Source organism: Paradesertivirga mongoliensis, assembly GCF_024436395.1.
Taxonomy (GTDB): Bacteria; Bacteroidota; Bacteroidia; order Sphingobacteriales; family Sphingobacteriaceae; genus Paradesertivirga; species Paradesertivirga mongoliensis.
The window spans coordinates 315,172-339,585 of sequence record NZ_JAFMZO010000001.1; the positions used below are offsets into that span (position 1 = coordinate 315,172).

Genomic DNA, 24,414 nt, shown 5'->3' on the forward strand with positions numbered 1-24,414 from the left:
TAAAGGCGCGTTAACTCTCGTCGTTCTCGTGTGGGCGAGTAGGTGCAATTGCAACGTCACCCGGTAGGTGAGTTTCATTTAGCCGCTTTATATTTCGACGGCTCAATATGACGCTGGCTATCGGCTCACTAAGAATGACCCAGCATTTGCCACTCCTCCTCAGTCTGTGCTTTCCTTAGCATCTGATACATTAAAAAAGAAACCGGAGGCAGGTTTAGTTTTTCATTTGATGAAATTTCATCGGGGCTAAACCGGTGTCCCTTCCATTCGGGAGATGATGAATCAAAAAGCTTTATCCAGGTTGAAGATTCGGCGGGAACAATGACAGCTTGAGCAGACTCAGAAAAATTCATCATGCACATCACCTGCTGCTCGTCATTCCATCGTCGAAGGATTAAAACTTTCTTTTCTTCATTGTGCTGTACACTGAGCTGCTTTCTGTTTAAATCTTTAAGTACCGGGTGATTTTTCCGCAACGCAATAAGCTGCCTGTAATAATTAAACATGGTTTGATGGGGTTCCATATTCAACAACTCCCATTGAAGTTTTGATCGCCCGAAGGTGTCTTCAGCCATGGGGTCGGGCGCTTCCGCAGAAGATTGAAAAGCAGCGAATTCGGCCTTTCTTCCCTTTCGTACGGCCTCTGCAAGTTGGGGATCGGTATGGCTTACAAAATAAAGGAAAGGATTTGTCTCTGACCACTCTTCACCCATAAAAAGCATCGGCAGAAATGGACTGCAAATGACCGCCGCTGCCATCACTTTCTGCATCTCAAAGCCCATCAGCTGACTCGACCGTTCGCCAAGCATGCGGTTACCAATATGATCATGATTTTGTGAAAATACCACAAACTGCTCGCCGGGGTTATGATCGGCTTTTACACCAAAGGTTTTATTTCTATGCGGAGAAAACTGGCCGTCGTAAACGTAAGCGTCTTTGTATGATTTGGCCAGATGAGAGATCCCATTGAAATCCGAATAGTAACCAGTCGGCTCTCCACCTGCAGTAACCCGCAAAGCGTGGTGGAATTCATCCAGCCACTGAGCGTCCATTCCGTAACCATGTTGGTCGAGCGGGTTGATAAAGCGATTATCGTTTAAATCGAGCTCTGCAATAAGATAATGCCGGCGACCGGTTTTCTCCATCAATTCATTTACACGCATCTTTAGTTCCTGTACGATATGCACCGGACTAAAATCTTTAATAGCATGAACCGCATCAAGGCGCAGGGCGTCGACATGAAAATCGCGGAACCACATTAATGCATTCTCGATAAAATAACGTCGTACTCCATCACAGCCAGAATCGTCAAAATTGATTGCGTTCCCCCAGGGAGTATGATACTTATCGGTAAAATATGGCCCAAAATCGCCGAGATAATTTCCCTCCGGGCCGAGGTGGTTATATACCACATCAACTATTACTGCAATGCCCTTAGCATGGCAAGCATCAATGAGCTTCTGAAGTTCCCTGGCACCGCCATATGAGTTTTGAACTGAGAAGGGTTGCACGCCATCATACCCCCAGTTTCGGTTTCCCGGGAATTGAGCAAGGGGCATTAACTCGATGGCATTAACTCCAAGATCCTTTAGGTAACTGAGTTTCGATTCTATCCCTTCAAATGTTCCTTCCTGAGTAAATGTCCCTGTGTGTAATTCGTACAGTATATATTCCTTCAAGGGAATGTTTTTCCAGTCCTGATCTTCCCAGGTAAAGCCGGCTAAATCTACAGCTTCTGAAGGACCATGAACCCCTTCGGGTTGAGATAAAGATGTTGGGTCGGGAAATTGCTTTACTCCATCCAATCTAAATTTGTATTGATCCCCCGGCTTTAAGTCGCCGGTAATGATTTTCCAGTACCCCTGCTCGCCCTGTTCCAGATTTGCAACGGCTTTTCCGCCCACAAGCAATTCTACCTGTTTGGCAAAGGGAGCCCATAACAGTACCTCTGCTGTACCGGAGCTGTTGAAGTTAAGGCCAAGGGAACGATCAGATATCTTTGTTTTCATCGGTTTCTAAAATCTTATGCTGCAAAAGCACTACGGAGCGGCCCTCTGCCTTCACGATATCTTGCGCGCTGTAAATCTCTTCCTTGCAACCCGGGAAACTGGTATCAAGAATTTTAACCCATCCTCTTGCGTAAATACTTGAGGGGAGCTTAAAATCAAGCGCTTCATGGTGCGCATTAAAAATCACATAAAAACTATCGTCAATAATTATTTCACCCCTTGAGCCAACAGTAAGTAACCCGCGACCATTTAAATACACAGCCAGTGATTTAGCATAATCATGATTCCAGTTTTCTTCCGTCATTTCTTCACCATGAGGCTGAAACCATGCAATGTCTTCAAGTCCTACACCCTTAATAGGCCGTCCCTTAAACCATCTCCTGCGGCAAAAAGAAGGGTGTGATTTACGTATATGGATGAGCTTTTTGGTAAACTCAAGCAATTCCTTATCGGCTCCCGCCCAGTTTAGCCAGGAAACTTCATTATCCTGGCAGTAAGCGTTATTATTCCCGTTCTGGGTTCTGCTCATTTCATCGCCGGCAACTAACATGGGCACACCCTGCGAAAGGAAAAGAGTAGTTAAAAAGTTCCGCTTTTGCTTGTTTCTAAGCGCAATAATTTCTTCGTTATCAGTCTCTCCTTCCACTCCACAATTCCAGGATCGGTTATGACTATCGCCGTCATTATTACCCTCGCCATTCGCTTCGTTGTGTTTTTCGTTGTATGAAACCAGATCATGCAGGGTAAAACCATCGTGCGCTGTTACAAAGTTGATGCTGGCCGTGGGTCTGCGATAGTCGTCCTGATAAAGATCGGGACTGCCTGTGAAGCGCTCGGCAAACTCGCCCAGCATGCTGTCTGCTCCGCGCCAGTAATCGCGTATGCAATCCCGATATTTCCCGTTCCACTCGGCCCATCCCGGAGGAAATTTCCCCACCTGGTAACCACCTTCACCAATATCCCAGGGTTCGGCAATGAGTTTCACCTGCGAGATCACAGGATCCTGGTGAATAATATCGAAGAAAGCACTTAAACGATTTACTTCATGCAGCTCGCGGGCAAGTGTCGCTGCAAGGTCGAATCGAAAACCATCCACATGCATATCTAGAATCCAATAACGCAGGCTATCCATCATCAGCCTTAACACGTTGGGCAGATTAGCATTCAGCGTATTACCAGTGCCGGTATAATCCATATAATAACGCTTGTTATCTTCTACCAGGCGGTAATACGAGCTATTGTCGACGCCCTTAAATGATAATGTCGGTCCGTTTTGGTTCCCTTCTGCCGTGTGGTTGTATACCACATCAAGAATTACTTCAATGCCAGCCTGATGAAATTCCTTCACCATGTTTTTGAACTCATTAACCTGCTCGCCCAAAATTCCGCTGGATGAATAACGGGCATCTGGGGCAAAAAAACCGATAGTATTGTACCCCCAATAATTTTGAAGCCCTTTCTCTTCAAGAAATCTATCTCTTACAAATTGATGAACAGGCATCAACTCTATTGCAGTAATTCCCAGAGACTTTAAATAGTTAATGGTTACGGGATGCGAAAGACCTGCATAAGTTCCCCGGATCTCTTCAGGAATTTCCGGATGCAGTTGGGTAAATCCCTTTACATGGGTTTCATATATGATCGATTTATGGTATGGTATTTTTGGCGATTCGACACCCTGCCAGTCAAATTCAGGATTGACTACAACAGATTTGGGGATGAAGGGCGCGCTATCTGTCTCGCTGAAGCTAAGATCCTCATCCGGATGTCCTACCTGATAACTAAACAAAGCATCGTGCCAGTCGACTGTTCCTGCTATAGCCTTAGCATAAGGATCAATCAATAATTTATTAGGATTGTAACGCTCTCCGTTCTCGGGCTCATAGGGGCCGTACACCCTATATCCGTATAACTGACCGGGCTCAGCCTCGGGCAAGTATGCATGCCATACTTGATGTGAACGCTCAATCAATTTTATTCTGGCGTATTCAGCTTCATCGTTAGGACTATAAAACAAGCAAAGCTCTACCCGGGTAGCATGATCTGCGTAGAGGGCGAAGTTAACTCCTTTTCCGTCCCAAGTGGCTCCCAAAGGATAGGGTTCGCCAGGGTAAACGATTATATTATTGCTCTTCATATAAGATTCTCGCGCTTTTGCGCCTTAAAACACTTTTGATTATTTTTTGGGGAATGCAGGCAAGGGCATCCAGTGAGTAAAGTCGCTTATGTCAACTTTATCGTCGCCAAGGATGAATTTATCCGATATTTCACTATAGTAACCAAAGTAGATTTGGCCGCCATCGAAAAGCAGCACATCCTCTCCTTGCGCAGGTAGCCGATCTCTTATTGAAATCCATTCCATGGCTAGATAACTACATAAAAAATAATATGTTTAGCGCTTTTCCAAAATTTGCAGCAAATAATTGTAAAATAGTGGTATGGTAATTTCAGATATAATAACAGAGGATATTGATGAATTAAAGGAGTTACAACCCGAGGGCTGGCCCGATATTACACCAAATATGAATTTTTATATCCAGTCATCATTTTGCAAACCCATCAAAATTTTATCCAACCGTAGAATTGTAGGAATTGGCGCGGCCATTTTTCACACCAACAGTGCCTGGCTCGGACATATTATTGTTCACAAAGACTTTAGGAATCAGGGCATAGGAGCATTTGTAACAAAATCCCTGTTGCAGATGACTGAAAAAGCCAGATATCACACCGTATCTCTCATTGCAACAGATATGGGTGAACCAGTTTACAGAAAATTAGGGTTCCAAAAGACGAATGAGTATCACTTTTATAAAAAGAACAGCCCGGCAACAGGTTACTCAGCATCAGACCACATACAAAATGGGTTCAGTTATTCAGACCAAATTCTTAGTCTCGATCGGCTGGCCGCAGGCGAAAAACGACATTTGCTTTTAAAAGGTCATTTACCGGATTCGAAAGTTTATATAGATGAAGGAAAGGTAAAAGGTTTTTATTTACCCGGTCTGGGCGATGGTCTGATCGTCGCCCAAGAAGAAAATGCTGGATTAGAACTTCTTAAACTACATCTCAACACGAAAAGCACCTGTGTGTTACCAGAAGAGAACTACGCTGCAATAGAGCATTTAAGGTCGGATGGATTTGAATATGTAAAGCAAGGCGCCAGAATGTCAATAGGCCGAACGCTGTTATTCCAGCCAAAAATGCTTTACAGCAGAATCGCCGGGAATGTTGGATAAAGTTAAAATAAAAGAGCGCGTCTGAAATTCAGACACGCTCTTTTATTTAATTATTCAGATTTAACGATAAATATGTTCGCCGCGATTATTTCTCCATTCGCTTTCGAAATATTGTGCGTCTTCGTCATTCCTAGGCTTTACTCCCATCACAATGCCACCCTCTTTAATACCCGATTCGTAATGTTTAGCACGGTCTTCAGGAATTCCTGACCCGATTAAAGCCCCAACGATACCGCCGGTTAAGCCACCTGCTCCTGCTCCAGCTAAACCTGCAGCAATCGGGCCCGCTACTATCAGTCCCAAACCAGGTATTGCAACCGAGGTTCCTATGGCTGCGATTGCTCCAAGAATTGCTCCGGTCGTTCCGCCAATGGCAGACCCTGTTCCTGCTCCTTCAAGCGCTTTGTTTCCAAGGTCAGAATCCTGATCGCTGTTTTCGAAATGTCTTTTGCGTGTCTCGTCAGACATCATCAGGTTTACATCATCCTGGCTATAGCCTCTTGAATGCAATGAATTGTATGCCCTTTCGGCACTTTCGCGATCTCTGAACATTCCGGTCAGCATTCGCTGATCCGTATTTGACATGTTTTCCATAATTAGATTATTTATAGGTAATAGTTAAAAAATCAAGTATTGAACTTAATGTTATAGCAACGTATTTGTGGGCGGGTGGTTTTTGTTTTTTGAATTGTGCAGCTTCCGCTGTAAAAAAGAAGGCCTCCAAACGGGGAGAGTGGAGACCTTTAACTAACCAATTATAAACCTGATTCAAATATACGACACGGTTACGAATAACGCAATCATATTTTCATTTTCTTGCAACTTTTACAATATAAACTAACATAATTGACACAACATCAACAAAATGAACTAATTCCCGATATATACGCGAACAACTGTGAGCGATTAAAGATCAGTGTAATAAACAGAATTGGCATGTTTCCGTTGTTGAGATAACAAGGCCGGATAATGAACTTTATCGATGTAATACTTATCTTAATACTGCTTTTATCTGCCTGGCGCGGCTTTCAGAAGGGCTTTATTTTAGGTCTTGCCGATCTTTTCTGCTGGCTTGGCGGACTGGTAGCAACATTTCTGCTTTATCCCTTTATTTTGAAATACCTCCCTTTGGCTGGTGCATGGACAGTTTTTCTGACGTTCATCCTCACACTTATCGCTATCAGATTAGTTCTTGCCTTTGTCGCAAACCAGGCTTTAAAACAGGTTCCAGCCCCAATGCATCTTTCACCGACCAATAAAACGCTAGGACTATTTCCTGGCTTTATCAGCGGCCTGATATATGCATCAATCGCGGCGGCTCTATTACTGCTCCTACCCATTTCCACTGCTCTTACTAACGAAACCAGAGACAGTACGCTGGCAACTAAACTGTCTGAAAGATTGGAAACACTGGAATCACGACTGGGTCCAGTTTTGGACGATGTGAACCGCTCTTTAAGTAAAATTACCATCGAACCAAGTTCTGATAAATTCATTAAACTCGGCTTTAGTGTAAAAGATGCAAGACGCAGACCTGATCTGGAGAAAGAGATGCTCGACATGGTAAATAAAGAACGGCGCAAAGCTGGCTTAAAAGCGCTTAAAGCAGACCCAGAAATTGCCCAGGTAGCCCTGAAGCACTCTGCGGATATGTTTTCAAGAGGCTACTTCTCACATATAAGTCCCGAGGGCGCCACTCCCTTCGACCGGATACAGGCTGCGGGAGTATCTTTCCTTACTGCAGGCGAAAACCTGGCTCTGGCACAAACATTGACCTTAGCACATACCGGTTTAATGGATTCGCCCGGGCATCGTGCAAATATTCTTCATCAATCATTCGGAAGGCTGGGGATTGGCATCTTGGACGGAGGAATTCATGGAATAATGGTTACCCAAAACTTTAGAAACTAGAAAATGAACAGAAATAATCAGGAAATAAAACTAACAGGGAAGCTAAAATGGGTAGAACAGATCTCCTACCTTCTTGACGAGCGATTTCGCATTCCAGGAACTACCTTCAGATTCGGGCTTGACCCCATTCTCAACCTTATACCGGCTGCGGGCGGGCTTTCCGGATTTGTGCTTACTGCAGCACTAATTTTAACCATGGCAAAAAATGGCGCCAGCGGAAGAATTGTTGCCCTTATGGGGATTAATGCGCTCCTTGATGCTACTATCGGAGCAATTCCGGTTATCGGTACTGTATTCGATTTTTTTTACAAAGCAAACTCTAAAAACATCCGTCTTCTGAAAGAACATTACGAAGAAGGTAAACACCAGGGCAGCGGAAAAAGTGTCTGGATAACCGCTATAGCTGTGATTCTCGTCCTATTCGTACTTCTTCTCATTCTGCTATGGAATATATTGGAATGGATCATAGGCTGGTTCTGATTTTGATGGGAAAACCGTGATTTTGCTCTGTGCAGGCGCTTGGCAAACAAGATCCCTGAAAATTATGTTATTAATAGTACCACGACTAATCAGAACTAAAATATGGGGCAAGTATTTACAATTAATTTAGGGGGAGTGAAGTTCCATTTTCAGCTTATTAAACTGAATCAGGTTGACAGGCAGGTGGAATCGCAAATCCTGCTACAAGGCACCACCATCACACTTTGCAAGAGCGGGCAGAGCGGCTGGACACAGAAAGAATCGCCCTGTCCCCTTATCAAAGATCTTATTCAGGCTATCGGAAACACCATTTCCCTGCGCTACCGGATCTGACTTTTATTGTGCCTCTTAACTGCTGGATATCCGCACGTTAATGAGGCAATTTTCATTTTATGGTATCAGAAAAACTTAAAACACACACAAAACAGCCACATCAGGAATTAGAGACGCTAATCATTCAGAAAATTACACAGTTTGACACCGAAGTCTCTTACGTTGATTTCTTAAAGACCTTTTACGGATACATCGCGGCCATCGAACAAAAATTAAGTCCGGTAGTAGAAAACAAGGGGATTATTGAAGACTATCCGGAGAGACGGAAAGCCAGATATTTGCTAGAGGATATTACCGCTTTGGCTCCTGCATCACACTTTCCTTCGCTGGCTTCTGATATCCCGGAAATCCAGTCTGCAGACCAGGCTCTGGGAGTAATGTATGTCCTAGAGGGCTCTACCTTAGGAGGAAAACACATTAGCCATATGATTTCAGCGAGGCTCAAATTCGAATCGGATAAGGGCCTTTCCTATTTTAATGGATATAAAGAAAACACTTACATAATGTGGGACCGTTTCAAAGATACACTGAACACCCACACAGATAATGAATCCGCAGAAATTGCTGTAATTGAAGCTGCAAATCAAACCTTTATCAAATTCAAGAACTGGATAAATGAACATTGAAGCAAAAAATTACGACTCAGAGTTTTGTGGAAGTTTGCCCTTGCATAATATTAACCTGATCCAGCCTTACGGTTATTTAATGGTTTTAGACAGGGATACACTGTCTGTTATTCAGGTGGGTGAAAACATCGAAGCCCTTCTCGGAATATCTCCGCAAAACCTGATAAATAATAGCCTGAGCAACTTTATACCACTTTCGGAAACAGAGCTGCTTAAAACCAGGCTTTCATCCAACATCACCGATGCTATACCCTTTCATTTAACGATAAAAGATAAACAAGAACAAACACGTCCCTGCATCGCAATCCTTCATGCAAAATTAGAATTCTTAATCCTTGAAATGGAAGAGGTATCTGGCAAAAAAGCATTTGTCGATGTAATTCAGGACTTGAAATTCGCAATGGCCGCCATTGATCAGGCAGGGACGGTACAAGAGGCTTGCGAATTTTCTATTAGCGAGTTAAAAAAGTTTTCTGGCTTTAATAAGATCATGATGTACAAGTTCGACGAGAACTGGAATGGAACCGTTATCGCTGAAGTTTCGGACGAAAGATTGGAGCCTTATATAGGACTTACTTTCCCTGCATCAGACATCCCCAAACAAGCGCGTGACCTTTATCTTAAAAATCCGTACCGGCTCATACCTAGCCGCTTGTATACTCCCGTACGGCTGTACCCGGTAAGAAATCCTGTCAGCAATTCTTTTTTAGATCTATCTGATTGCAATTTAAGAGGTGTCCCATCGGTTCACCTCGAGTATCTTGGAAACATGGATGTTATGGCCTCCATGTCGACAAGAATTATTGTGAGAGATAAGCTTTGGGGACTTATTTCATGCCATCATCACACAGAAAAAATGCTTAATTACGAGGAGCGTGCAGTATTCGAGCTGCTTTCGAGTATTATCTCTACCAAAATTACATCTATTGAGACCAAGGACAAGTTCGATTTCAGAAACGCTCTGCGCCAAACACGCGGCAAGCTTCTGGAGTATATCTATACCGATAAAAGTTTTGCCAGAGGCTTACTTAACCATGAACCAAACATTCTTAATCTGTTAAGCGCTGGAGGCGCTGCTGTTATTGAAAATGGCGTGTTAAGCACCATTGGGGCGGTTCCAAAAGAAGACGATATTCGGAATCTTATATTATGGCTTCAGAATAAAGGAATAGACCGTGTGTATGCAGAATCAAATTTGTCGGATAAATACGACCATGCTGAAAATTACATTGACACAGGTAGTGGTGTACTGGTTATTCCTGTTGACATCAGGCGTGGCGATTACATCATCGCATTCAGGCACGAAGTAATTAGAACGGTAAATTGGGGCGGAAATCCGGAGGAGGCAATAAATTTCGAACCAGACGGAAAAAAATACCATCCGCGCAATTCTTTTCGTTTATGGAAAGAGACCCTTGTAAAAACATCCGAGCCGTGGCATAGCGACGAATTGGCCATTGCTGAAGAAATAAGAAATTTTATTTTTGAATTTTCTTCTAAATATATACACAACTAAATTTTTGATGCAAAATGTCATTAGAAGAGCTGGCAAGTAAAAGTGCAAAAGAAAAGCAGGCAAATTCAAAAAATGGCCATTACATAGTCGCCATAGGGGCATCAGCAGGTGGACTCGAGGCTATCCATGAGTTTTTCGATAATATGCCAGAAAATTCTAATCTTTCTTTTGTCGTAATTCAGCATCTTTCTCCCGACTATAAAAGCCTGTTAGTAGAGCTCGTTGCAAAGCATACTCATATGAAGGTGTTTGAAGCAGAGCATGGCATGAGCGTTCATAAAGAATGTGTTTATATCATTCCGAACAAAAAGCTGATGACCATCAGGGATGGCAAACTCGAACTTAAAGAAAAAGTCCAGGAAAAAGCCCCGAATACTGCGATCGACTACTTCCTGCGTACGCTTGCTGCAGATCAGAAAGATAAATCTATCGCTGTAATTCTCTCTGGCACCGGAACAGACGGCACCCGTGGGATAGAGGCCATCAAGGAATGCGGCGGGATGGTGATTGTGCAAGATCCGGTGACTGCCAAGTTTGACGGAATGCCTAACAGTGCAATCACTTCCGGTAATGCAGATTTTATCCTCCCTCCGGAGATGATGCCCGAAGAGATTTATAATCATATCCATGAAAACCCAATTCATGTACTCAACAAGGGCAAAATTGACGATGGCTTGCTTGCTGAGATTTTTTCACGAATCTATAAAACGAACGGCTACGACTTTCACTACTATAAAACACCAACCATTATACGCCGGATAGGCAAAAGGATGGGGCAAAACGGTTTTAGTAACCTTAAAGAATACGTTGACTATCTCCATAAAAACGACGAAGAAGTAAATCGCTTAAGTAAAGATTTCCTTATCGGTGTTACTAAATTTTTCCGTGATCAACCTGCATACGATAGCTTGTTCAGGGAGGTATTGCCTGCTATTCTGTTAAATAAGAAAGAAAACGATATTCTGAAAGTATGGGTATGTGCCTGCAGTACCGGAGAAGAAGCCTACTCTATTGCAATTCTTATTGATAAATACCTGAGAAAGGTTCGCAAAAACCTGGATGTCAAAATTTTCGCAACGGATATTGACGAAAGTAATATCGATTTCGCAGCTCGAAACCTTTATCCGGATACTATTGCGAAGGATATTAACGCAGAGATATTTGAACAATATTTTCTTAAAGACGGGAAATATTATTCCGTAATTCCTCAAATAAGAAAGCAGATAGTATTTGCGCGGCATAATGTAATTAAGGATCCCCCTTTCATTAAGAATGACCTGGTAAGTTGCAGAAATATGCTGATTTACATGAATAATGTATTACAGCAAAAGGTATTATCGACCCTGCATTTTTCACTCAATATGGACGGGTACTTATTTCTGGGTCCAAGCGAGACGATCAACTCGATCAGAGACTGCGTTTATGAGGTGAACAGTAAATGGAAGATCTTTAGAAAGATCAGTAAGAATAAAAATCAGCCTTACGAAATTTATCGTCCGATCGATGGCAGAACCCCTATTCCCCGCTCCATGCCAGAATTACCCAAGCTGGATAAAGTTAAGACAAATCCCTTGATGCAGGATTTCAGCGAGTCGATGATCGAAGACTTTGGGTATGTATGCTTTTATATAGATCTGTCATTTGACATTAAAGAAGCTGCGGGAAATTATAACCGATTTTTATCCCTCCCTGAAAAGAACCTTAACCTCAATCTTCTTAAAATGGTTCCGCAGGAATTGTCTGTGGCAATAAATACAGCAGTTAGAAGAAGCTGGAAAGAGAAACGAAAAATATTCTTAAAGAGCGTAAGAGTAAAATCAAAAGATACCGAAACCTTTGTAAGCATTTCGGTTACTCCTGCAAGGCCTTCAGACGGAAAGCTTCATACACTAATCATCCTGGGCGAACACCACCAAAGCCACATTCATCAGAAAGAAGATTCTAATATTTTATCTTCCGCAGAACAAACGCAGTATGTGAATGAGCTTGAAATTGAGCTCACAGAGGCTCGTTCGAACCTTCAAATGGCTATTGAGGGAATGGAGACCACAAATGAGGAGCTCCAGTCGAGCAACGAAGAACTTTTGTCGGCCAATGAAGAGCTGCAGTCGAGCAATGAAGAGCTGCAATCGCTCAATGAGGAGCTCCACACTTTAAACACCGAACATCAGCTTAAGATTAAGGAGTTAATAGAGCTAAACGATGATTTAAATAACTTCTTCAGAAGTACCGATATCGGCCAGATCTTCCTCGATTCGGACTCCCGGATAAGGAAATTCAACTCTGCTGCAGTGAGTATAATAAACCTGATCGAATCAGACATAGGCAGACCGATCAATCATATCTCTACCAATATCCGGTATAATAACCTTCTGAAAGATATCCAGCAAGTATTAAATGATGGTTCAACTATCGAGAAAGAAGTTATTCTGAACAATGATAGCCGCTGTCTGATGCGTATTCTTCCCTATATCCGTCAGGATAAAACCAGGGACGGTGCTATAGTTACCTTCGTTGATATCAGTGCAATTGAGAACTTAAATAATATCATAAACGGGGTTTTCAATTCCAGCCTGAACGCAATCGTTGCATTCAAGGCAGTCAGAAACAATAATGGCGGCATTATCGACTTCGAGTTACAAACCGCAAATTATGAGGCGGAGAAAGTTTTCAATATTAAAGGACCAACAGAGGGAAAACGGCTTTCTATGTTGCACTCGATATCTGACCAAGGACTACTTGACAAGTATCATCAGGTTGCTAACTCGGGTATACCCCTGCACACCGAATTATCACTATCTGATAACGATATCCCGAAGTGGTTTGAGGTTGTTGCGGTAAAAATGAGGGACGGTTTTGTTGCGACGTTTTCAGACATTACCGACAAAAAAAATGCAGAGATCCGACTCAAAACAAACTATAATGAACTGATTGAAGTCCGCGAGAATCTCAAAAGATTAAATCTCCAACTCGAGGATAAAGTTCGGGAACGCACCAGAGAGCTTTCAGTTAGTGAAGAGCGCTTCCGGTTAGTTTCTCAGGCAACAAATGACGCAATTTGGGACTGGAACCTTGCGGACAACTCCATTTGGTGGAGCGAATCATTTTACCGCTTGTTCGGCTATAAAGAAGATAAGCTGAACCAAAACAGCGACTTCTGGCAAAGTAAGGTGCACTTTGAAGATCTTGAAGCTGTAAAACAGAGCTTAGATAAAGCTATTAATGGAAACGAAAAACAGTGGCACGCCGAGTATCGGTTTTTAAAAGCTGATGGAAAGTATGCCTATATTCTCGACAGGGGACATTTGCTGCATGACGAATATGGAACACCTTACCGGATGCTTGGCTCGATGCTCGATGTGAGCGACCTTATCAAGGCCAATGAAACCATAAGGAAAAACGAAGAGCGGTTTAGATTTCTGGCTAATACCATTCCCCAAAAAGTGTGGACAGCAACAGCTGACGGACATTTAGAATATATCAATAAAGTATTCCTTGACTTCACCGGAAAGTCCTCGGAAGAGTTAATCGAAAAAGGCTGGGAAGTTATTGTGCATCCGGACGATCTGGAGTTAAACCTTAAACTCTGGAAAATATCTATCGAAACCGGGCAGCCTTTTGAAATGGAGCGCCGGCTTTTAAGCGCAGAAGGTGAATATCGCTGGCATTTAAGCCGGGCTATTCCGCAATTTGACGAAACCGGAAGCACAACCATGTGGGTCGGCACCAGCACAGATATTGATGAGCAAAAAAATGTTTCCGAAGCGTTAAAAATATCGGAAGACTATTTCCGCCAGCTATCAGACGAAGCACCGTTTATGATCTGGAAAGTGGATGAAGCCGGGCGATGCAATTATGTAAACCAGCGTTGGATGCAGGCCACAGGACTCTCATTTGATGAAAGCATGAATTTAGGCTGGGGAAAAGCATTCCATCCGGAAGATGGCGAGCGCGAGTACACAAAATTCATGAAGGCATTCAATAGCCGCCAGCCATACAACTCCAAGTTCAGGATTAAATTTGTAGATGGAGAATACCACTGGGTTTTGGCAAAAAGCAATCCTATTATAGCTGACGTATTTGACGGCTATATAGGAAGCTTGACCGATATCACCGAACAGGAAATGGCCCAGGAGGCGCTAAAATTGCTAATGAAGAAGAAGGATGAGTTTATGAGCATCGCCAGTCATGAACTCAAAACTCCTATCACAAGCATGAAGGGATCGCTTCAGATTGCCGAACGTCTCACCAGGCGGGGAGCTGACATGAAGGAAATATATTCTTTTCTTGAAAAGGCGAACAAGCAGGTTAATCGCCTTACCGGACTGGTAGACGACCTGCTGGATGTTACAAAAATAACTGCCGGCCGGCTCGAATTCCATCTTTCTACCTTTGCCATCGGGGATGCAATACAAGACTGTCTCGATGAGGTGCAGCACGACAATATCACGCATCGGATAATTGTGGAAGGCGACCGAAATATTGAAGTAAATGCCGACCGTCACCGGCTAGAGCAGGTCATAGTGAATTTCATTTCAAACGCTATTAAATACTCGCCGGATGCAGATAAAATTATTTTAAACATTGGCAAAGAGAACAACATGCTCAAAGTATCGGTAACCGATTTTGGAATTGGCATCCCTGAGAACAAAAAAAACTTTGTGTTCGATAGATTTTTTAGAGTGCAAGAATCTTCAGCAAAGTTTTCCGGGCTGGGGTTGGGCCTGTTCATTTCCGCCGAAATAATAAAAAGACACGGAGGACGGGTAGGTGTTATTAGCGAAGAAAATAAAGGCTCGTCGTTCTGGTTCACTTTACCGCTTTAATGTAAAAAAAACAATTATATTATAAATTAAATTTTTGCACAATTAATTTATTTACTAACTTTACGTTATTGATGGAAAAAAGTGTATTAATTTTTGATGACGATGTAGATATATTAAGTATTTTAACATATCTGCTTGAGGAGAAGGGTTATAAAATTAGTACCCGTACAAGTTGTGCAAATATTTTGAACGACATCGCCGAGACTGCTCCGGACATTATTATGATGGACAACTGGATTCCGGAAGCGGGGGGAAAGGTAGCTACCAAGCTAATTAAGAGCCATCCCGAGTATCGGTCTATCCCGGTAATTTATTTCTCTGCCAACAACGATATTGAAAAGTTGGCTAAAGAGGCTGGGGCAGATACCTACCTGGCAAAGCCGTTTGATCTGGATCAGCTCGAAGAGTTGCTGAGCAACGTATTACAATAAAAAGTATTGATTTAATAAACTTGCCGAAGCGTAAAATATTACCTCCGGCAAGTTTTATCTGCTTAATTTTTCAATTCAAAAACTGCCCTCATCTGGTAGTTCAATTTGATCTTTTTAAAATCTATTTCAGGCATTGCTGCGGCTTCAGCACCCATGGCTTGGTCGCGCATCATGACATTGGCCCTATACATCGGCTGAGGATAAGACTCATTATTGATCTCGTTTATTTCAAGCGCGTCACCCACCTTATCATCCAATGCGGCAGCGAGGTATGAGGCCTTATCTTTCGCGGCTCTCAGAGCTTTGATTTTCAGTTCTTGCTTCAGCGATTCGATTTTCGAATAATCATAACTTTCTATATTAGTATATTCGATAGCCCTCGGCTCAATCGCACTTATTATCTGATTATACTTATTCAGATCAGTTACCTTAATTCTATACTGTTTCCTCGCCAGGAACGCCGGATTCTTTTTCCGTTCGTAAGCATAATTATAGCTGGAAATGTTGTTGATAGTGAAATTCTCTTTAGGAATTCCGGCATTTAATACAGCTGTCTGAAGCTGTCTTTCCAATTCTTCAATTTCAACCTTCTTCTTGCTGGCGTTATCCCTAAAATATTCCTTCAAGGAAATTCCAACGTAAATAATATCGGGAGTTACTTCAGCTTCGGCTGATCCGGATACTTCAATTTTTCGGCGGGTATCAACATTCTGCGCAAACACAGACCCTGCAAAAACGCTTAGTAAAGCGATAAAAACGACTCTTTTCATACTCTAAATTTGTGTGTTAGTTTAAAGATGCAGACTATCACCATTTTCCATAACAGATAAAAGGAATAATAGTTACACTGTAGCTATGACGAACTAATTCGAGATATCGCAACAGAAGACTAAATTTTAAAAAATCGTCCTCAGCATCGCTTCTAAACACAGCACATAAAAAAAGCCCCATTTAGGGGCTCATCTATTCTTCTACAATCTCACTATGAGGATAACTCTCTTCCATCCGCTCCTCCTTAAAATATCTTTTCTGAAAGATCAGAATTGAAATAACTCCAATCGAAATAGCGGCATCAGCAATGTTAAACACCGGCCTGAAGAAAATAAAGTCCTCACCGCCCCAAATAGGAAACCAGGTAGGAATTATCCCCTGAATAATCGGAAAATAAAACATATCTACCACTTTTCCGTGAAAAAGGCCGGCATAACCGCCCCCTGCAGGAAGAAATTTAGCAGTTTCAAAATACGTACTTTCAGAAAACAGCAATCCATAAAATGAAGAATCGATAATGTTTCCCAGGGCGCCTGCAAAAATCAGCGCCACATTTAAGATCAGTCCTCTGTGATACTTATTTTTGATAAGATATACCACGCCGTACCCGATCATACTAACGGCAGCAATTCTGAATAGTGTAAGCGCGAGCTTCCCCGCTTCGCCACCGAACTCCATTCCGAAAGCCATTCCATTATTTTCGGTAAAGTGAATAAGAGCCCATTTACCAATCAGATGAAACTCCTGACCAAGGGTCATATTGAGTTTAATCCAAAATTTGAGAACCTGATCGGCCAGCAGGATAATTACTATGGCAAGAAAGGGCTTGTAATAAGCTTTCATTAATTCTGCTTCAATTTAGCTTCCATGCTTAATGTAGTGTGAGGAACAGAACGCAAACGTTCTTTCTGAATAAGTTTGCCGGTTTCACGGCAAATACCGTAAGTTTTGTTTTCGATACGAACTAATGCAGCCTCCAGGTTTTCAATAAACTTTTTCTGACGGGCAGCAAGCTGGTTAATTTGCTCTTTCTCTAACGTTGCAGAGCCATCTTCAAGAGTCTTATAAGTACCTGCAGTATCGTCAGTTCCATTTAAGTTTGGATTGCTTAGCGATTGCGACAATGAAGCAAGTTCTTCGCGCGCAACACGTAATTTCTCCAGAATTAAATCTTTGAACTCTTGTAATTCTGCATCAGAATATCTTGTCTTTTCGTGATTTTCCATTTTAAGCTTTTGTAATTGATATTAGTAATTCCTGCTCATCAATTTCTACTTTCTCTCCCTTGTTCAATTCATTGACAAGTTCAAACGAGTCGGCCAGAATTTCAGCGCAAATATATGATAAATTATTTTTTACAGCTTCCGCGATATAAGGGTGGCTGCTTGTACGTACATTAATTTTATCGGTTACCTCGAAATCAAGATCTTTTCTAAGATTCTGGATACGGTTAACCAATTCTCTGGATATACCCTCCTGTTTTAACTCATTGGTTACTGTAACATCTAAAGCGACGGTTAGTTTGCCCATGTTCGTTACCTGCCATCCCGGGACGTCTTCTGCAATGATCTCGACATCGCCAATTGACACCTCCAAGCTGAAATCGTCCTTTACAAATTGGATAACTTCAGCATTCTCAAAATCATTTAATTGTTCCGGACTTAAAGCAGTTATAAAAGCTGCTACATCCTTCATATGCTTGCCGGCTTTCGAGCCTAAAGCTTTAAAATTAGGCTTTACCTTCTTCTTAATAATTCCAGACGTATCGTTGATATATTCGATCGCTTTGATGTTGGTTTCGGAAAGAATCAACTCCTTTACGCGCTCAACTTTGTCTTGAAAACTGCTATCTAACACCGGCAGCAATATTTTGTTTAAAGGCTGCCGAACGTTTATCCCTACCTTCTTCCTTAACGATAAAATCATCGAAGAAATATTCTGCGCAATCGACATTCTTTCTTCCAGATCGGTATCAACCAGCTCTGCATGGTAAACCGGGAAATCGGAAAGATGAATAGACTCAGATTTTTCCTTGCCGGTGATACTGTTCAAATCCAAAAATAAACGCTCGCTAAAAAACGGCGCTATAGGAGACATTAATTTAGAAACAGTGATTAAGCAGGTATAAAGCGTCTGATACGCGGATATTTTATCCTCAGTATAATCACCTTTCCAGAAGCGGCGCCTGCTTAATCGCACAAACCAATTACTTAAATGCTCATCCACGAATTCCTGAATGGCACGGGCAGCACGCGTTGGTTCAAAATCGGCGTAATAGCTGTCAACTTCTCTGCTGAGTGTATTTAACAGAGAAATCACCCATCTGTCGATTTCGGGGCGATTTTCGATCTCCTCTTCCGCATACTTAAAGTTGTCGATATTGGCGTACAGTGCGAAAAATGCGTAGGTGTTATAGAGCGTACCAAAGAACTTGCGGCGCACTTCGTCTAGTCCCTCGATGTTAAACTTCAGGTTATCCCAGGGCGATGCATTGCTAATCATGTACCAGCGGGTTGCATCTGCGCTATATTTATCAATCGTTTCGAAAGGATCTACCGCATTTCCTAGACGCTTCGACATTTTATTGCCGTTTTTATCCAGAACCAGGCCGTTGGACACCACATTTTTAAAGGCTACAGAATCATTCAGCATTACTGCGATGGCGTGCAGGGTGAAGAACCAGCCACGCGTTTGGTCTACTCCCTCGGCAATAAAATCGGCTGGATAAGCAGCTTCGAACTTATCTTTATTCTCAAACGGGAAATGCCATTGAGCATAAGGCATGGCGCCGGAGTCGAACCAGACATCAATCAGATCGGTTTCCCGAAGCATCTTTTTACCGCTTGAAGAGATTAGAATCACATCATCCACATAAGGTCTGTGCAGGTCGAAATTACCTTCGGTAAGTCCGTGTAACTGCGCCTGCGCTTTATCCAGCTCTTCATTATCCAGCAGGCCACTGTTAATGGCCTCCGATATCTTGGATTTCAGCTCATCCATTGAGCCAATGCATAATTCCTCCGAACTGTCTTCGGTTCTCCATATAGGCAAGGGCGTACCCCAATAACGTGAGCGCGAAAGGTTCCAATCTACCAGGTTTTCAAGCCAGTTGCCAAACCGACCGGTTCCTGTAGCTTCCGGCTTCCAGTTAATGGTTTTATTCAATTCAACCAGCCGGTCTTTCACCGCGGTTGTTTTGATGAACCAGCTATCGAGCGGATAATACAAAACCGGCTTATCTGTTCTCCAGCAATGCGGGTAGCTGTGCTCGTATTTTTTTACATCAAAGGCCTTATTTTCTTCTTTCAGTTTTATGGCGATGAGAACATCGGTTGGTTTAAAATCTGCAGCGCCCGACTCATCTGCAGAAAAATATTCCTCCTTGACATAGCGGCCGGCAAAATCGCTCACCTCACTAACAAACCGTCCCTGACGATCAACCAGTGGCTGTGGCTTTCCAAACTCGTCCATTACCAGAACAGCAGGTATCCCACTTTCCCTTGCGGCTCTAAAATCGTCTGCACCAAAGGTTGGGGCAATATGGACAATACCGGTACCGTCTTCAGTGGTGATAAAATCGCCGGAGATTACCCGGAAGGCATTTTTCTCCAGGTCATCGTTGCTTACATAGGGCATCAGCTGCTCATAACGGAGTCCTACTAATTCCGAACCCTTAAACTCGGCGCCAATCTCCCAGGGAATGAGTTTATCGCCAGCTTTGTAATCCTGAAATGACAGGCCTTGCGCCTCGGCTTTTAAATGCTTTGAGACCAAATCCTTAGCCAACACCACACTCACCGGAGCATAGGTGTATTGGTTGAAGGTTCTGATTTTAACATAAGTAATATTATTTCCGACAGCAAGGGCGCTGTTCGAGGGCAATGTCCACGGAGTGGTGGTCCATGCCAGAATCGTTGTATCTTCGCCTTCTGTATCAAATAAAACAGGGATTAGTGGATGCACCTGGCCAGCTCGCACCTTAAACTGAGCTACAATCGAAGTGTCTTTTACATTTCTGTAAGTACCTGGCTGGTTAAGCTCATGTGAACTTAAACCTGTACCTGCTGCCGGAGAAAAAGGCTGGATAGTGTACCCTTTGTACAGGTAACCTTTGCTGTACAGCTCCTTTAAGATCCACCATAGCGTTTCAATGTAATTATTTTCGTAGGTGATGTAAGGATTATCCAAATCGACCCAATAGCCCATTTTTTCGGTTAGGTCGTTCCAAACATCGGTGTATTTCATCACCTCCTTGCGGCAAGCTGCATTGTATTCGTCTACAGAGATCTTTTTACCGATATCTTCCTTTGTAATACCTAATGTCTTTTCTACAGCCAGCTCTATCGGCAAACCGTGGGTATCCCATCCGCCTTTGCGCTCAACTCGAAAGCCTTTCAGGGTTTTATAGCGACAAAATATATCCTTAATGCTTCTGGCCATTACGTGGTGAATACCGGGCATACCGTTAGCGGATGGCGGTCCTTCGTAAAATGTATACGGCCTGGAAGCCGGGCGATTAGAAATACTTTTTTCGAAGATCTTATTCGACTTCCAGTACTCTAATATCTCTTTTCCCGTCTCGGATAAATTTAACTGTTTATATTCTTTATACATCATTTACCACGCTGCAAAATAAGGTTGCAAAGGTAAGAAATAACCCTTAAAAAAGTTAAAATAAGGCTTTTATTAAACAGGCTCTGAGGATCCCGTCGCCACCCTGCTTAAGAGATTGTCCTCTAAACAGTACAAAATAAAAGTTCTCAAATAAAACAAAGCACCCGTCGGGACCCTACAGCGGACAAATATTATGCTGGCTTGATTTTGGCAAAGGCTACCAGTGACGAGACTTAATCCGTCTAATAAACCTTAGCGTTATGAAAAATCGATTCGTTAAAAAAGGAGTGATTGCATTTGTTGCAGGTATACTTCTGAATATATTGGGATACATGATGAAAGCCAACGAGATGGATCTTTATGGCTGGGCGATGACTTTGGGCACTATTTTATTCGGAATAGGATTTCTGCTGATTTTCTACAGCCTTGTAAGAAAAGTGGAGTACCAGGGTATTAAAGAAGAGCGTGAGGACGCCAAAAAAATGAACAAGCACAAACTGCAAGTAAAATAATATGACCTTATTGATTAGCTTTTTTGTTCTTCTAACTTGTTCTGCATTTTCAGGAGAACAACGGTGAAATAGTAGTTTCACAAGTACAATAAGACATTAGGATGCAGGTATTAGCTCAATATTCTCGCACCTCACCTATTTAAAGCTATCCTACAGGTCATTGCTCTCCTATTAGCCAAACTTCCCGGAAAAAAACCAATATTTGAAAACGATAACCTCGGCTGAATAATTATGAAGAAGTTTCTGAAGGGTTTTGTGTATGCCTGGCAAGGAGTGATCTATGCATTTTCTACGCAGATTAATTTTAAGTTTCATACAATATCTGCCCTTCTGGTGATTATGGCAGGCTATTTCTTCGAACTTGCTTTACATGAGTGGATTTGGATTTCCGTGTCGATTGGCCTGGTAATAATTGCTGAGCTTTTTAATACCGCTATCGAAGTTTTAGTTGATTTGGTATCACCGGATTACCATCCTAAGGCAGGCGCTGTGAAAGATCTGGCTTCGGCCGGAGTTCTGCTTACCACCCTCCTTTCTGCGATAATAGGCCTATCTATCTTTATTCCAAAAATAATTGATTATGCTGCATAAAACCCGCGGCATTGTACTTAAAACCACCAACTATTCTGAGAGCAGTGTGGTGGTTCAGATTTTTACCGAAAAGTTTGGCTTGCAGTCGTATTTGCTAAATGGGGTGAAAAAACCAAAGGCAAAAATCAAGCTGAATATGTTACAACCTCTGCATTTGCTCGAATTGATCGTTTATCACAAGCCCAGCGGGAGTCTGCAAAGAGTTTCCGAATTACGTAACCAGCCTGTACTTCAATCCGTCCCATACGACATCATAAAAAGCTCTATAACACTGTTTATCAATGAAGTGCTTTACAAATCGCTGAAGCTGCATTATGAGGACGAACCTCTGTTTAACTTCATTTTCAATAGCGTAGAGTTACTGGATAAAAGCGATGAGGGGTTGGCAAACTTCCACCTTTATTTTTTAATGAGGCTTACCAAGTTTCTGGGTTTTTATCCCGACAGGACCTTAGAAAGTGACGGACAATTCTTTGATTTGAGAGAAGGCGGCTATACCCGCGATCAGCCTCTTCATCTTTTGATAATCGATAAAGGTTTGATAACAGACTTTAAAAACCTTCTTAGCTCTTCTTTCGAAAACCTGGCTCTGTTAAATATAAATCAGGCTAACCGGAAAATTTTACTTTCAAAAATTTTAGATTATTACCGCCTGCATATCGAAAGTTTCGGCGATGTCAAATCACACCTTATACTAGAAGAAGTATTGAATTAAGCAGAAGCTGGCGGTTTGTCGCGAAGCATTTTCTCGATAACCAGTTCAAGCTCTGTCAGGTCGAAAGGCTTTTCTAAATAAGTATCCGCACCAGCCTGTTTGGCCAGAGATTGTATATCGTTATTCGCTGAAAAGTAAATAACCGGTATCTCTTTTAAGTCTTCCTGACTTTTAATCGTTTGGGTTGCGATTATGCCCCCGGTATCGGGAATCCAGTTATCCATTAAAATAATATCAGGCTTAATGCTTCTAACAGTAGCGTCAATATTATTACAGTGCGGCGAGGTGAATACTTCCCAGCCTTGCTCCTCTAATATGTAGGTACAAATGGAAAGTATGTCGACATCGTCGTCAAAAATCAGAATTCGTTTAGACATACTTTTCTCTCGATAATTTCTTAATAAGAATAAACGGGCTTGACTTGCGGCTTAACCTGTATTCAGTTTCTATTAACAGGTAAACTGATTCTATTGTTCTTAAAACCCAAACGAGCCATTGTTGTTTTGCTTTACGGGTTTATTTTTTTCGTCTTAATTAATCCACTCAAACTTGGTGTAGGGGACTAAAGCAGCTGGAATTTTTATTCCAGCCTCTGTCTGATTATTCTCGAGTAAAGTAGCAACAATTCTTGGTAAAGCAAGAGCACTTCCATTTAAAGTGTGAGCTAACTGGGTTTTACCTTCCTTTCCTTTAAACCTCAGTTTTAAACGGTTACTTTGAAAAGTTTCAAAGTTTGACACCGAAGAAACTTCCAGCCAGCGCCCTTGAGCCGCACACCATGTCTCCATATCATACGTTAGCGCCGAGGCAAAGCTCATATCGCCGCCACAGAGGCGCAAAACCCTGTAAGGCAATTCAAGTTTCTGAAGCAAAGACTGCACATAGGCGCTCATTCGCTCTAATACTTCGTAAGATTTTTCGGGCTGGGCGATCTGTACAATTTCGACCTTATCGAACTGGTGCAAGCGATTTAAGCCCCGCACATGAGCCCCGTACGAGCCGGCTTCGCGGCGGAAACATGGAGTATACGCGCAATTTTTTATTGGCAACTCTTCTTCCTTAACAATCACATCGCGGTATAGGTTGGTTATTGGAACTTCGGCTGTTGGGATAAGATACAGATTATCGATTCCGACATGATACATTTGCCCTTCTTTATCCGGTAACTGCCCTGTTCCGAAGCCAGAAGCCTCGTTCACCACTATAGGCGGCTGCATTTCGCGATACCCTTCCGCTTCGGCATTATCCAAAAAGAAGTTAATTAAGGCTCGCTGAAGTTTGGCTCCCTTGCCTTTATAAACAGGGAAGCCAGCACCGGCAATTTTATTTCCCAGTTCGAAATCAATAATATCGTATTTAGCTGCCAGCTCCCAATGCGGTAAAGCATTCGCAGATAATAAGGGTTTTTCGCCATGTTCGAAAATAGTCTCATTTTCTTCGGGAGTAGATCCCTTAGGCACCGAACTATGGGGAAGATTAGGAAGAAGCACAATTTTTGACTGAAGGCTTTCTTCCAGAGACGCCAGTTTATCTGCGAGGGTCTTAGCCTGCTCTTTTAAAACAGGAGTTTCGGCCTTTAGACTTTCTGCCTGCTCTTTCTGGCCCTGACGCATTAAATCTCCAATCTGCTTTGCAATACTATTTGATTTAGCCGAGACCTCGTCGAGTTGAGTTTGTGTTTTTCGCCGGTCCTCGTCTAATTCAATAATTTCGTCAACCAGTTCAGGCTGTTTAAAGTTCTTTAAAGTCAAACGCTCTAAAACCTTTTCCCTGTTTTCACGGATATAACTAACTTGCAGCATCTTTTAGAAATTTCGACAAAGATAAGAGCTGACATGAGTTG

The 24,414-nt window shown here is 42.4% G+C and carries 21 protein-coding genes; 11 read left to right on the plus strand and 10 right to left on the minus strand.

All coding sequences use genetic code 11. The annotated features are described in order from the left end of the window. Positions 1–128: 128 nt before the first annotated feature. The 3 genes from treZ to J3P43_RS01035 are packed head-to-tail and all read right to left on the minus strand — an operon-like array spanning position 129 to position 4,371. Positions 129–2,009: a malto-oligosyltrehalose trehalohydrolase gene (gene treZ, locus J3P43_RS01025; RefSeq protein WP_255898050.1), complete on the minus strand. Its 1,881-nt coding sequence runs from the start codon at positions 2,007–2,009 to the stop codon at positions 129–131. After that, positions 1,990–4,146, minus strand: a complete 2,157-nt coding sequence (gene glgX / locus J3P43_RS01030) for a glycogen debranching protein GlgX (protein WP_255898052.1) — start codon at positions 4,144–4,146, stop codon at positions 1,990–1,992. Before glgX ends, treZ begins: the two co-directional genes overlap by 20 nt. Before the next feature lie 39 nt (positions 4,147–4,185). Further along, the gene (locus J3P43_RS01035; protein ID WP_255898054.1) at positions 4,186–4,371 is read right to left on the minus strand and encodes a DUF551 domain-containing protein; all 186 of its coding nucleotides are present in this window, start codon (positions 4,369–4,371) and stop codon (positions 4,186–4,188) included. Positions 4,372–4,447: 76 nt separating this feature from the next. On the opposite strand from J3P43_RS01035, the gene J3P43_RS01040 reads away from it, so the two are divergent. Beyond that, positions 4,448–5,245 carry a GNAT family N-acetyltransferase gene (locus J3P43_RS01040; protein ID WP_255898056.1) on the plus strand — a complete coding sequence of 266 codons (798 nt, stop codon included), beginning with the start codon at positions 4,448–4,450 and terminating at the stop codon, positions 5,243–5,245. 60 nt (positions 5,246–5,305) lie between these two features. On the opposite strand, the gene J3P43_RS01045 is transcribed toward J3P43_RS01040, so the two are convergent. Further along, positions 5,306–5,839: a hypothetical protein gene (locus J3P43_RS01045; RefSeq protein ID WP_255898058.1), complete on the minus strand. Its 534-nt coding sequence runs from the start codon at positions 5,837–5,839 to the stop codon at positions 5,306–5,308. A 375-nt stretch (positions 5,840–6,214) separates the two neighbouring features. Between J3P43_RS01045 and J3P43_RS01050 the strand changes: the two genes are divergently transcribed. The 7 genes from J3P43_RS01050 to J3P43_RS01080 all read left to right on the plus strand — a co-directional run bounded on the left by J3P43_RS01050 (position 6,215) and on the right by J3P43_RS01080 (position 15,368). Further along, complete coding sequence (locus J3P43_RS01050) at positions 6,215–7,156, plus strand: CvpA family protein (RefSeq protein ID WP_255898060.1); 942 nt, start codon at positions 6,215–6,217, stop codon at positions 7,154–7,156. A 3-nt stretch (positions 7,157–7,159) separates the two neighbouring features. Continuing rightward, positions 7,160–7,636: a DUF4112 domain-containing protein gene (locus J3P43_RS01055; RefSeq protein WP_255898062.1), complete on the plus strand. Its 477-nt coding sequence runs from the start codon at positions 7,160–7,162 to the stop codon at positions 7,634–7,636. Between the two features lie 102 nt (positions 7,637–7,738). Next, entirely contained in the window at positions 7,739–7,969 is a 231-nt protein-coding gene (locus tag J3P43_RS01060) for a hypothetical protein (protein ID WP_255898064.1), read from the plus strand. 59 nt (positions 7,970–8,028) lie between these two features. Next, positions 8,029–8,595: a biliverdin-producing heme oxygenase gene (locus tag J3P43_RS01065; protein WP_255898066.1), complete on the plus strand. Its 567-nt coding sequence runs from the start codon at positions 8,029–8,031 to the stop codon at positions 8,593–8,595. Continuing rightward, positions 8,585–10,111 carry a GAF domain-containing protein gene (locus J3P43_RS01070; protein ID WP_255898068.1) on the plus strand — a complete coding sequence of 509 codons (1,527 nt, stop codon included), beginning with the start codon at positions 8,585–8,587 and terminating at the stop codon, positions 10,109–10,111. Before J3P43_RS01065 ends, J3P43_RS01070 begins: the two co-directional genes overlap by 11 nt. A gap of 14 nt (positions 10,112–10,125) precedes the next feature. After that, positions 10,126–14,937, plus strand: coding sequence for a chemotaxis protein CheB (locus tag J3P43_RS01075; RefSeq protein ID WP_255898078.1), 4,812 nt, complete (start codon positions 10,126–10,128; stop codon positions 14,935–14,937). 71 nt (positions 14,938–15,008) lie between these two features. Then, positions 15,009–15,368 carry a response regulator gene (locus J3P43_RS01080; protein ID WP_255898095.1) on the plus strand — a complete coding sequence of 120 codons (360 nt, stop codon included), beginning with the start codon at positions 15,009–15,011 and terminating at the stop codon, positions 15,366–15,368. A gap of 62 nt (positions 15,369–15,430) precedes the next feature. On the opposite strand, the gene J3P43_RS01085 is transcribed toward J3P43_RS01080, so the two are convergent. The 4 genes from J3P43_RS01085 to ileS all read right to left on the minus strand — a co-directional run bounded on the left by J3P43_RS01085 (position 15,431) and on the right by ileS (position 20,753). Further along, on the minus strand, positions 15,431–16,138 hold the full coding sequence (locus J3P43_RS01085) for an SIMPL domain-containing protein (RefSeq protein WP_255898097.1): 708 nt from the start codon (positions 16,136–16,138) through the stop codon (positions 15,431–15,433). A 193-nt stretch (positions 16,139–16,331) separates the two neighbouring features. Next, a complete protein-coding gene (locus J3P43_RS01090; RefSeq protein WP_255898099.1) occupies positions 16,332–16,982 on the minus strand; it encodes a lipoprotein signal peptidase in 651 nt (216 codons plus the stop codon). Continuing rightward, entirely contained in the window at positions 16,982–17,365 is a 384-nt protein-coding gene (locus J3P43_RS01095) for a TraR/DksA family transcriptional regulator (RefSeq protein WP_255898101.1), read from the minus strand. The genes J3P43_RS01090 and J3P43_RS01095 overlap by 1 nt, the downstream gene beginning before the upstream one ends. Position 17,366: 1 nt before the next feature. Then, positions 17,367–20,753, minus strand: a complete 3,387-nt coding sequence (gene ileS / locus J3P43_RS01100) for an isoleucine--tRNA ligase (protein WP_255900161.1) — start codon at positions 20,751–20,753, stop codon at positions 17,367–17,369. 260 nt (positions 20,754–21,013) lie between these two features. Here ileS and J3P43_RS01105 point away from each other — a divergent pair, with 260 nt between their 5' ends. The 3 genes from J3P43_RS01105 (at position 21,014) to recO (ending at position 22,571) form a co-directional block, all read left to right on the plus strand. Next, positions 21,014–21,265: a signal peptidase gene (locus J3P43_RS01105; protein ID WP_255898103.1), complete on the plus strand. Its 252-nt coding sequence runs from the start codon at positions 21,014–21,016 to the stop codon at positions 21,263–21,265. A 231-nt stretch (positions 21,266–21,496) separates the two neighbouring features. Continuing rightward, entirely contained in the window at positions 21,497–21,856 is a 360-nt protein-coding gene (locus J3P43_RS01110; protein WP_255898105.1) for a diacylglycerol kinase, read from the plus strand. Beyond that, the gene (recO, locus tag J3P43_RS01115; protein ID WP_255898107.1) at positions 21,846–22,571 is read left to right on the plus strand and encodes a DNA repair protein RecO; all 726 of its coding nucleotides are present in this window, start codon (positions 21,846–21,848) and stop codon (positions 22,569–22,571) included. The genes J3P43_RS01110 and recO overlap by 11 nt, the downstream gene beginning before the upstream one ends. Here recO and J3P43_RS01120 read toward each other — a convergent pair. Both J3P43_RS01120 and serS read right to left on the minus strand, forming a co-directional pair. Continuing rightward, positions 22,568–22,948, minus strand: a complete 381-nt coding sequence (locus J3P43_RS01120; RefSeq protein WP_255898109.1) for a response regulator — start codon at positions 22,946–22,948, stop codon at positions 22,568–22,570. The two genes, recO and J3P43_RS01120, sit on opposite strands and share 4 nt — an antisense overlap. 153 nt (positions 22,949–23,101) lie before the next feature. Next, entirely contained in the window at positions 23,102–24,373 is a 1,272-nt protein-coding gene (serS, locus tag J3P43_RS01125; protein WP_255898111.1) for a serine--tRNA ligase, read from the minus strand. Positions 24,374–24,414: the final 41 nt, after the last annotated feature.

What these genes read in the sequence shown, in the direction of transcription:
- J3P43_RS01040 (WP_255898056.1), top strand. Translation starts at nt 4,448, where the DNA reads ATGGTAATTTCAGATATAATAACAGAGGATATTGATGAATTAAAGGAG.
- J3P43_RS01110 (WP_255898105.1), top strand. Translation starts at nt 21,497, where the DNA reads ATGAAGAAGTTTCTGAAGGGTTTTGTGTATGCCTGGCAAGGAGTGATC.
- glgX (WP_255898052.1), bottom strand. Translation starts at nt 4,146, where the DNA reads ATGAAGAGCAATAATATAATCGTTTACCCTGGCGAACCCTATCCTTTG.
- J3P43_RS01035 (WP_255898054.1), bottom strand. Translation starts at nt 4,371, where the DNA reads ATGGAATGGATTTCAATAAGAGATCGGCTACCTGCGCAAGGAGAGGAT.
- J3P43_RS01075 (WP_255898078.1), top strand. Translation starts at nt 10,126, where the DNA reads ATGTCATTAGAAGAGCTGGCAAGTAAAAGTGCAAAAGAAAAGCAGGCA.
- treZ (WP_255898050.1), bottom strand. Translation starts at nt 2,009, where the DNA reads ATGAAAACAAAGATATCTGATCGTTCCCTTGGCCTTAACTTCAACAGC.
- J3P43_RS01090 (WP_255898099.1), bottom strand. Translation starts at nt 16,982, where the DNA reads ATGAAAGCTTATTACAAGCCCTTTCTTGCCATAGTAATTATCCTGCTG.
- J3P43_RS01055 (WP_255898062.1), top strand. Translation starts at nt 7,160, where the DNA reads ATGAACAGAAATAATCAGGAAATAAAACTAACAGGGAAGCTAAAATGG.
- J3P43_RS01105 (WP_255898103.1), top strand. Translation starts at nt 21,014, where the DNA reads ATGAAAAATCGATTCGTTAAAAAAGGAGTGATTGCATTTGTTGCAGGT.
- J3P43_RS01070 (WP_255898068.1), top strand. Translation starts at nt 8,585, where the DNA reads ATGAACATTGAAGCAAAAAATTACGACTCAGAGTTTTGTGGAAGTTTG.
- J3P43_RS01080 (WP_255898095.1), top strand. Translation starts at nt 15,009, where the DNA reads ATGGAAAAAAGTGTATTAATTTTTGATGACGATGTAGATATATTAAGT.
- recO (WP_255898107.1), top strand. Translation starts at nt 21,846, where the DNA reads ATGCTGCATAAAACCCGCGGCATTGTACTTAAAACCACCAACTATTCT.
- J3P43_RS01085 (WP_255898097.1), bottom strand. Translation starts at nt 16,138, where the DNA reads ATGAAAAGAGTCGTTTTTATCGCTTTACTAAGCGTTTTTGCAGGGTCT.
- J3P43_RS01050 (WP_255898060.1), top strand. Translation starts at nt 6,215, where the DNA reads ATGAACTTTATCGATGTAATACTTATCTTAATACTGCTTTTATCTGCC.
- J3P43_RS01045 (WP_255898058.1), bottom strand. Translation starts at nt 5,839, where the DNA reads ATGGAAAACATGTCAAATACGGATCAGCGAATGCTGACCGGAATGTTC.
- J3P43_RS01065 (WP_255898066.1), top strand. Translation starts at nt 8,029, where the DNA reads ATGGTATCAGAAAAACTTAAAACACACACAAAACAGCCACATCAGGAA.
- J3P43_RS01095 (WP_255898101.1), bottom strand. Translation starts at nt 17,365, where the DNA reads ATGGAAAATCACGAAAAGACAAGATATTCTGATGCAGAATTACAAGAG.
- serS (WP_255898111.1), bottom strand. Translation starts at nt 24,373, where the DNA reads ATGCTGCAAGTTAGTTATATCCGTGAAAACAGGGAAAAGGTTTTAGAG.
- ileS (WP_255900161.1), bottom strand. Translation starts at nt 20,753, where the DNA reads ATGTATAAAGAATATAAACAGTTAAATTTATCCGAGACGGGAAAAGAG.
- J3P43_RS01060 (WP_255898064.1), top strand. Translation starts at nt 7,739, where the DNA reads ATGGGGCAAGTATTTACAATTAATTTAGGGGGAGTGAAGTTCCATTTT.
- J3P43_RS01120 (WP_255898109.1), bottom strand. Translation starts at nt 22,948, where the DNA reads ATGTCTAAACGAATTCTGATTTTTGACGACGATGTCGACATACTTTCC.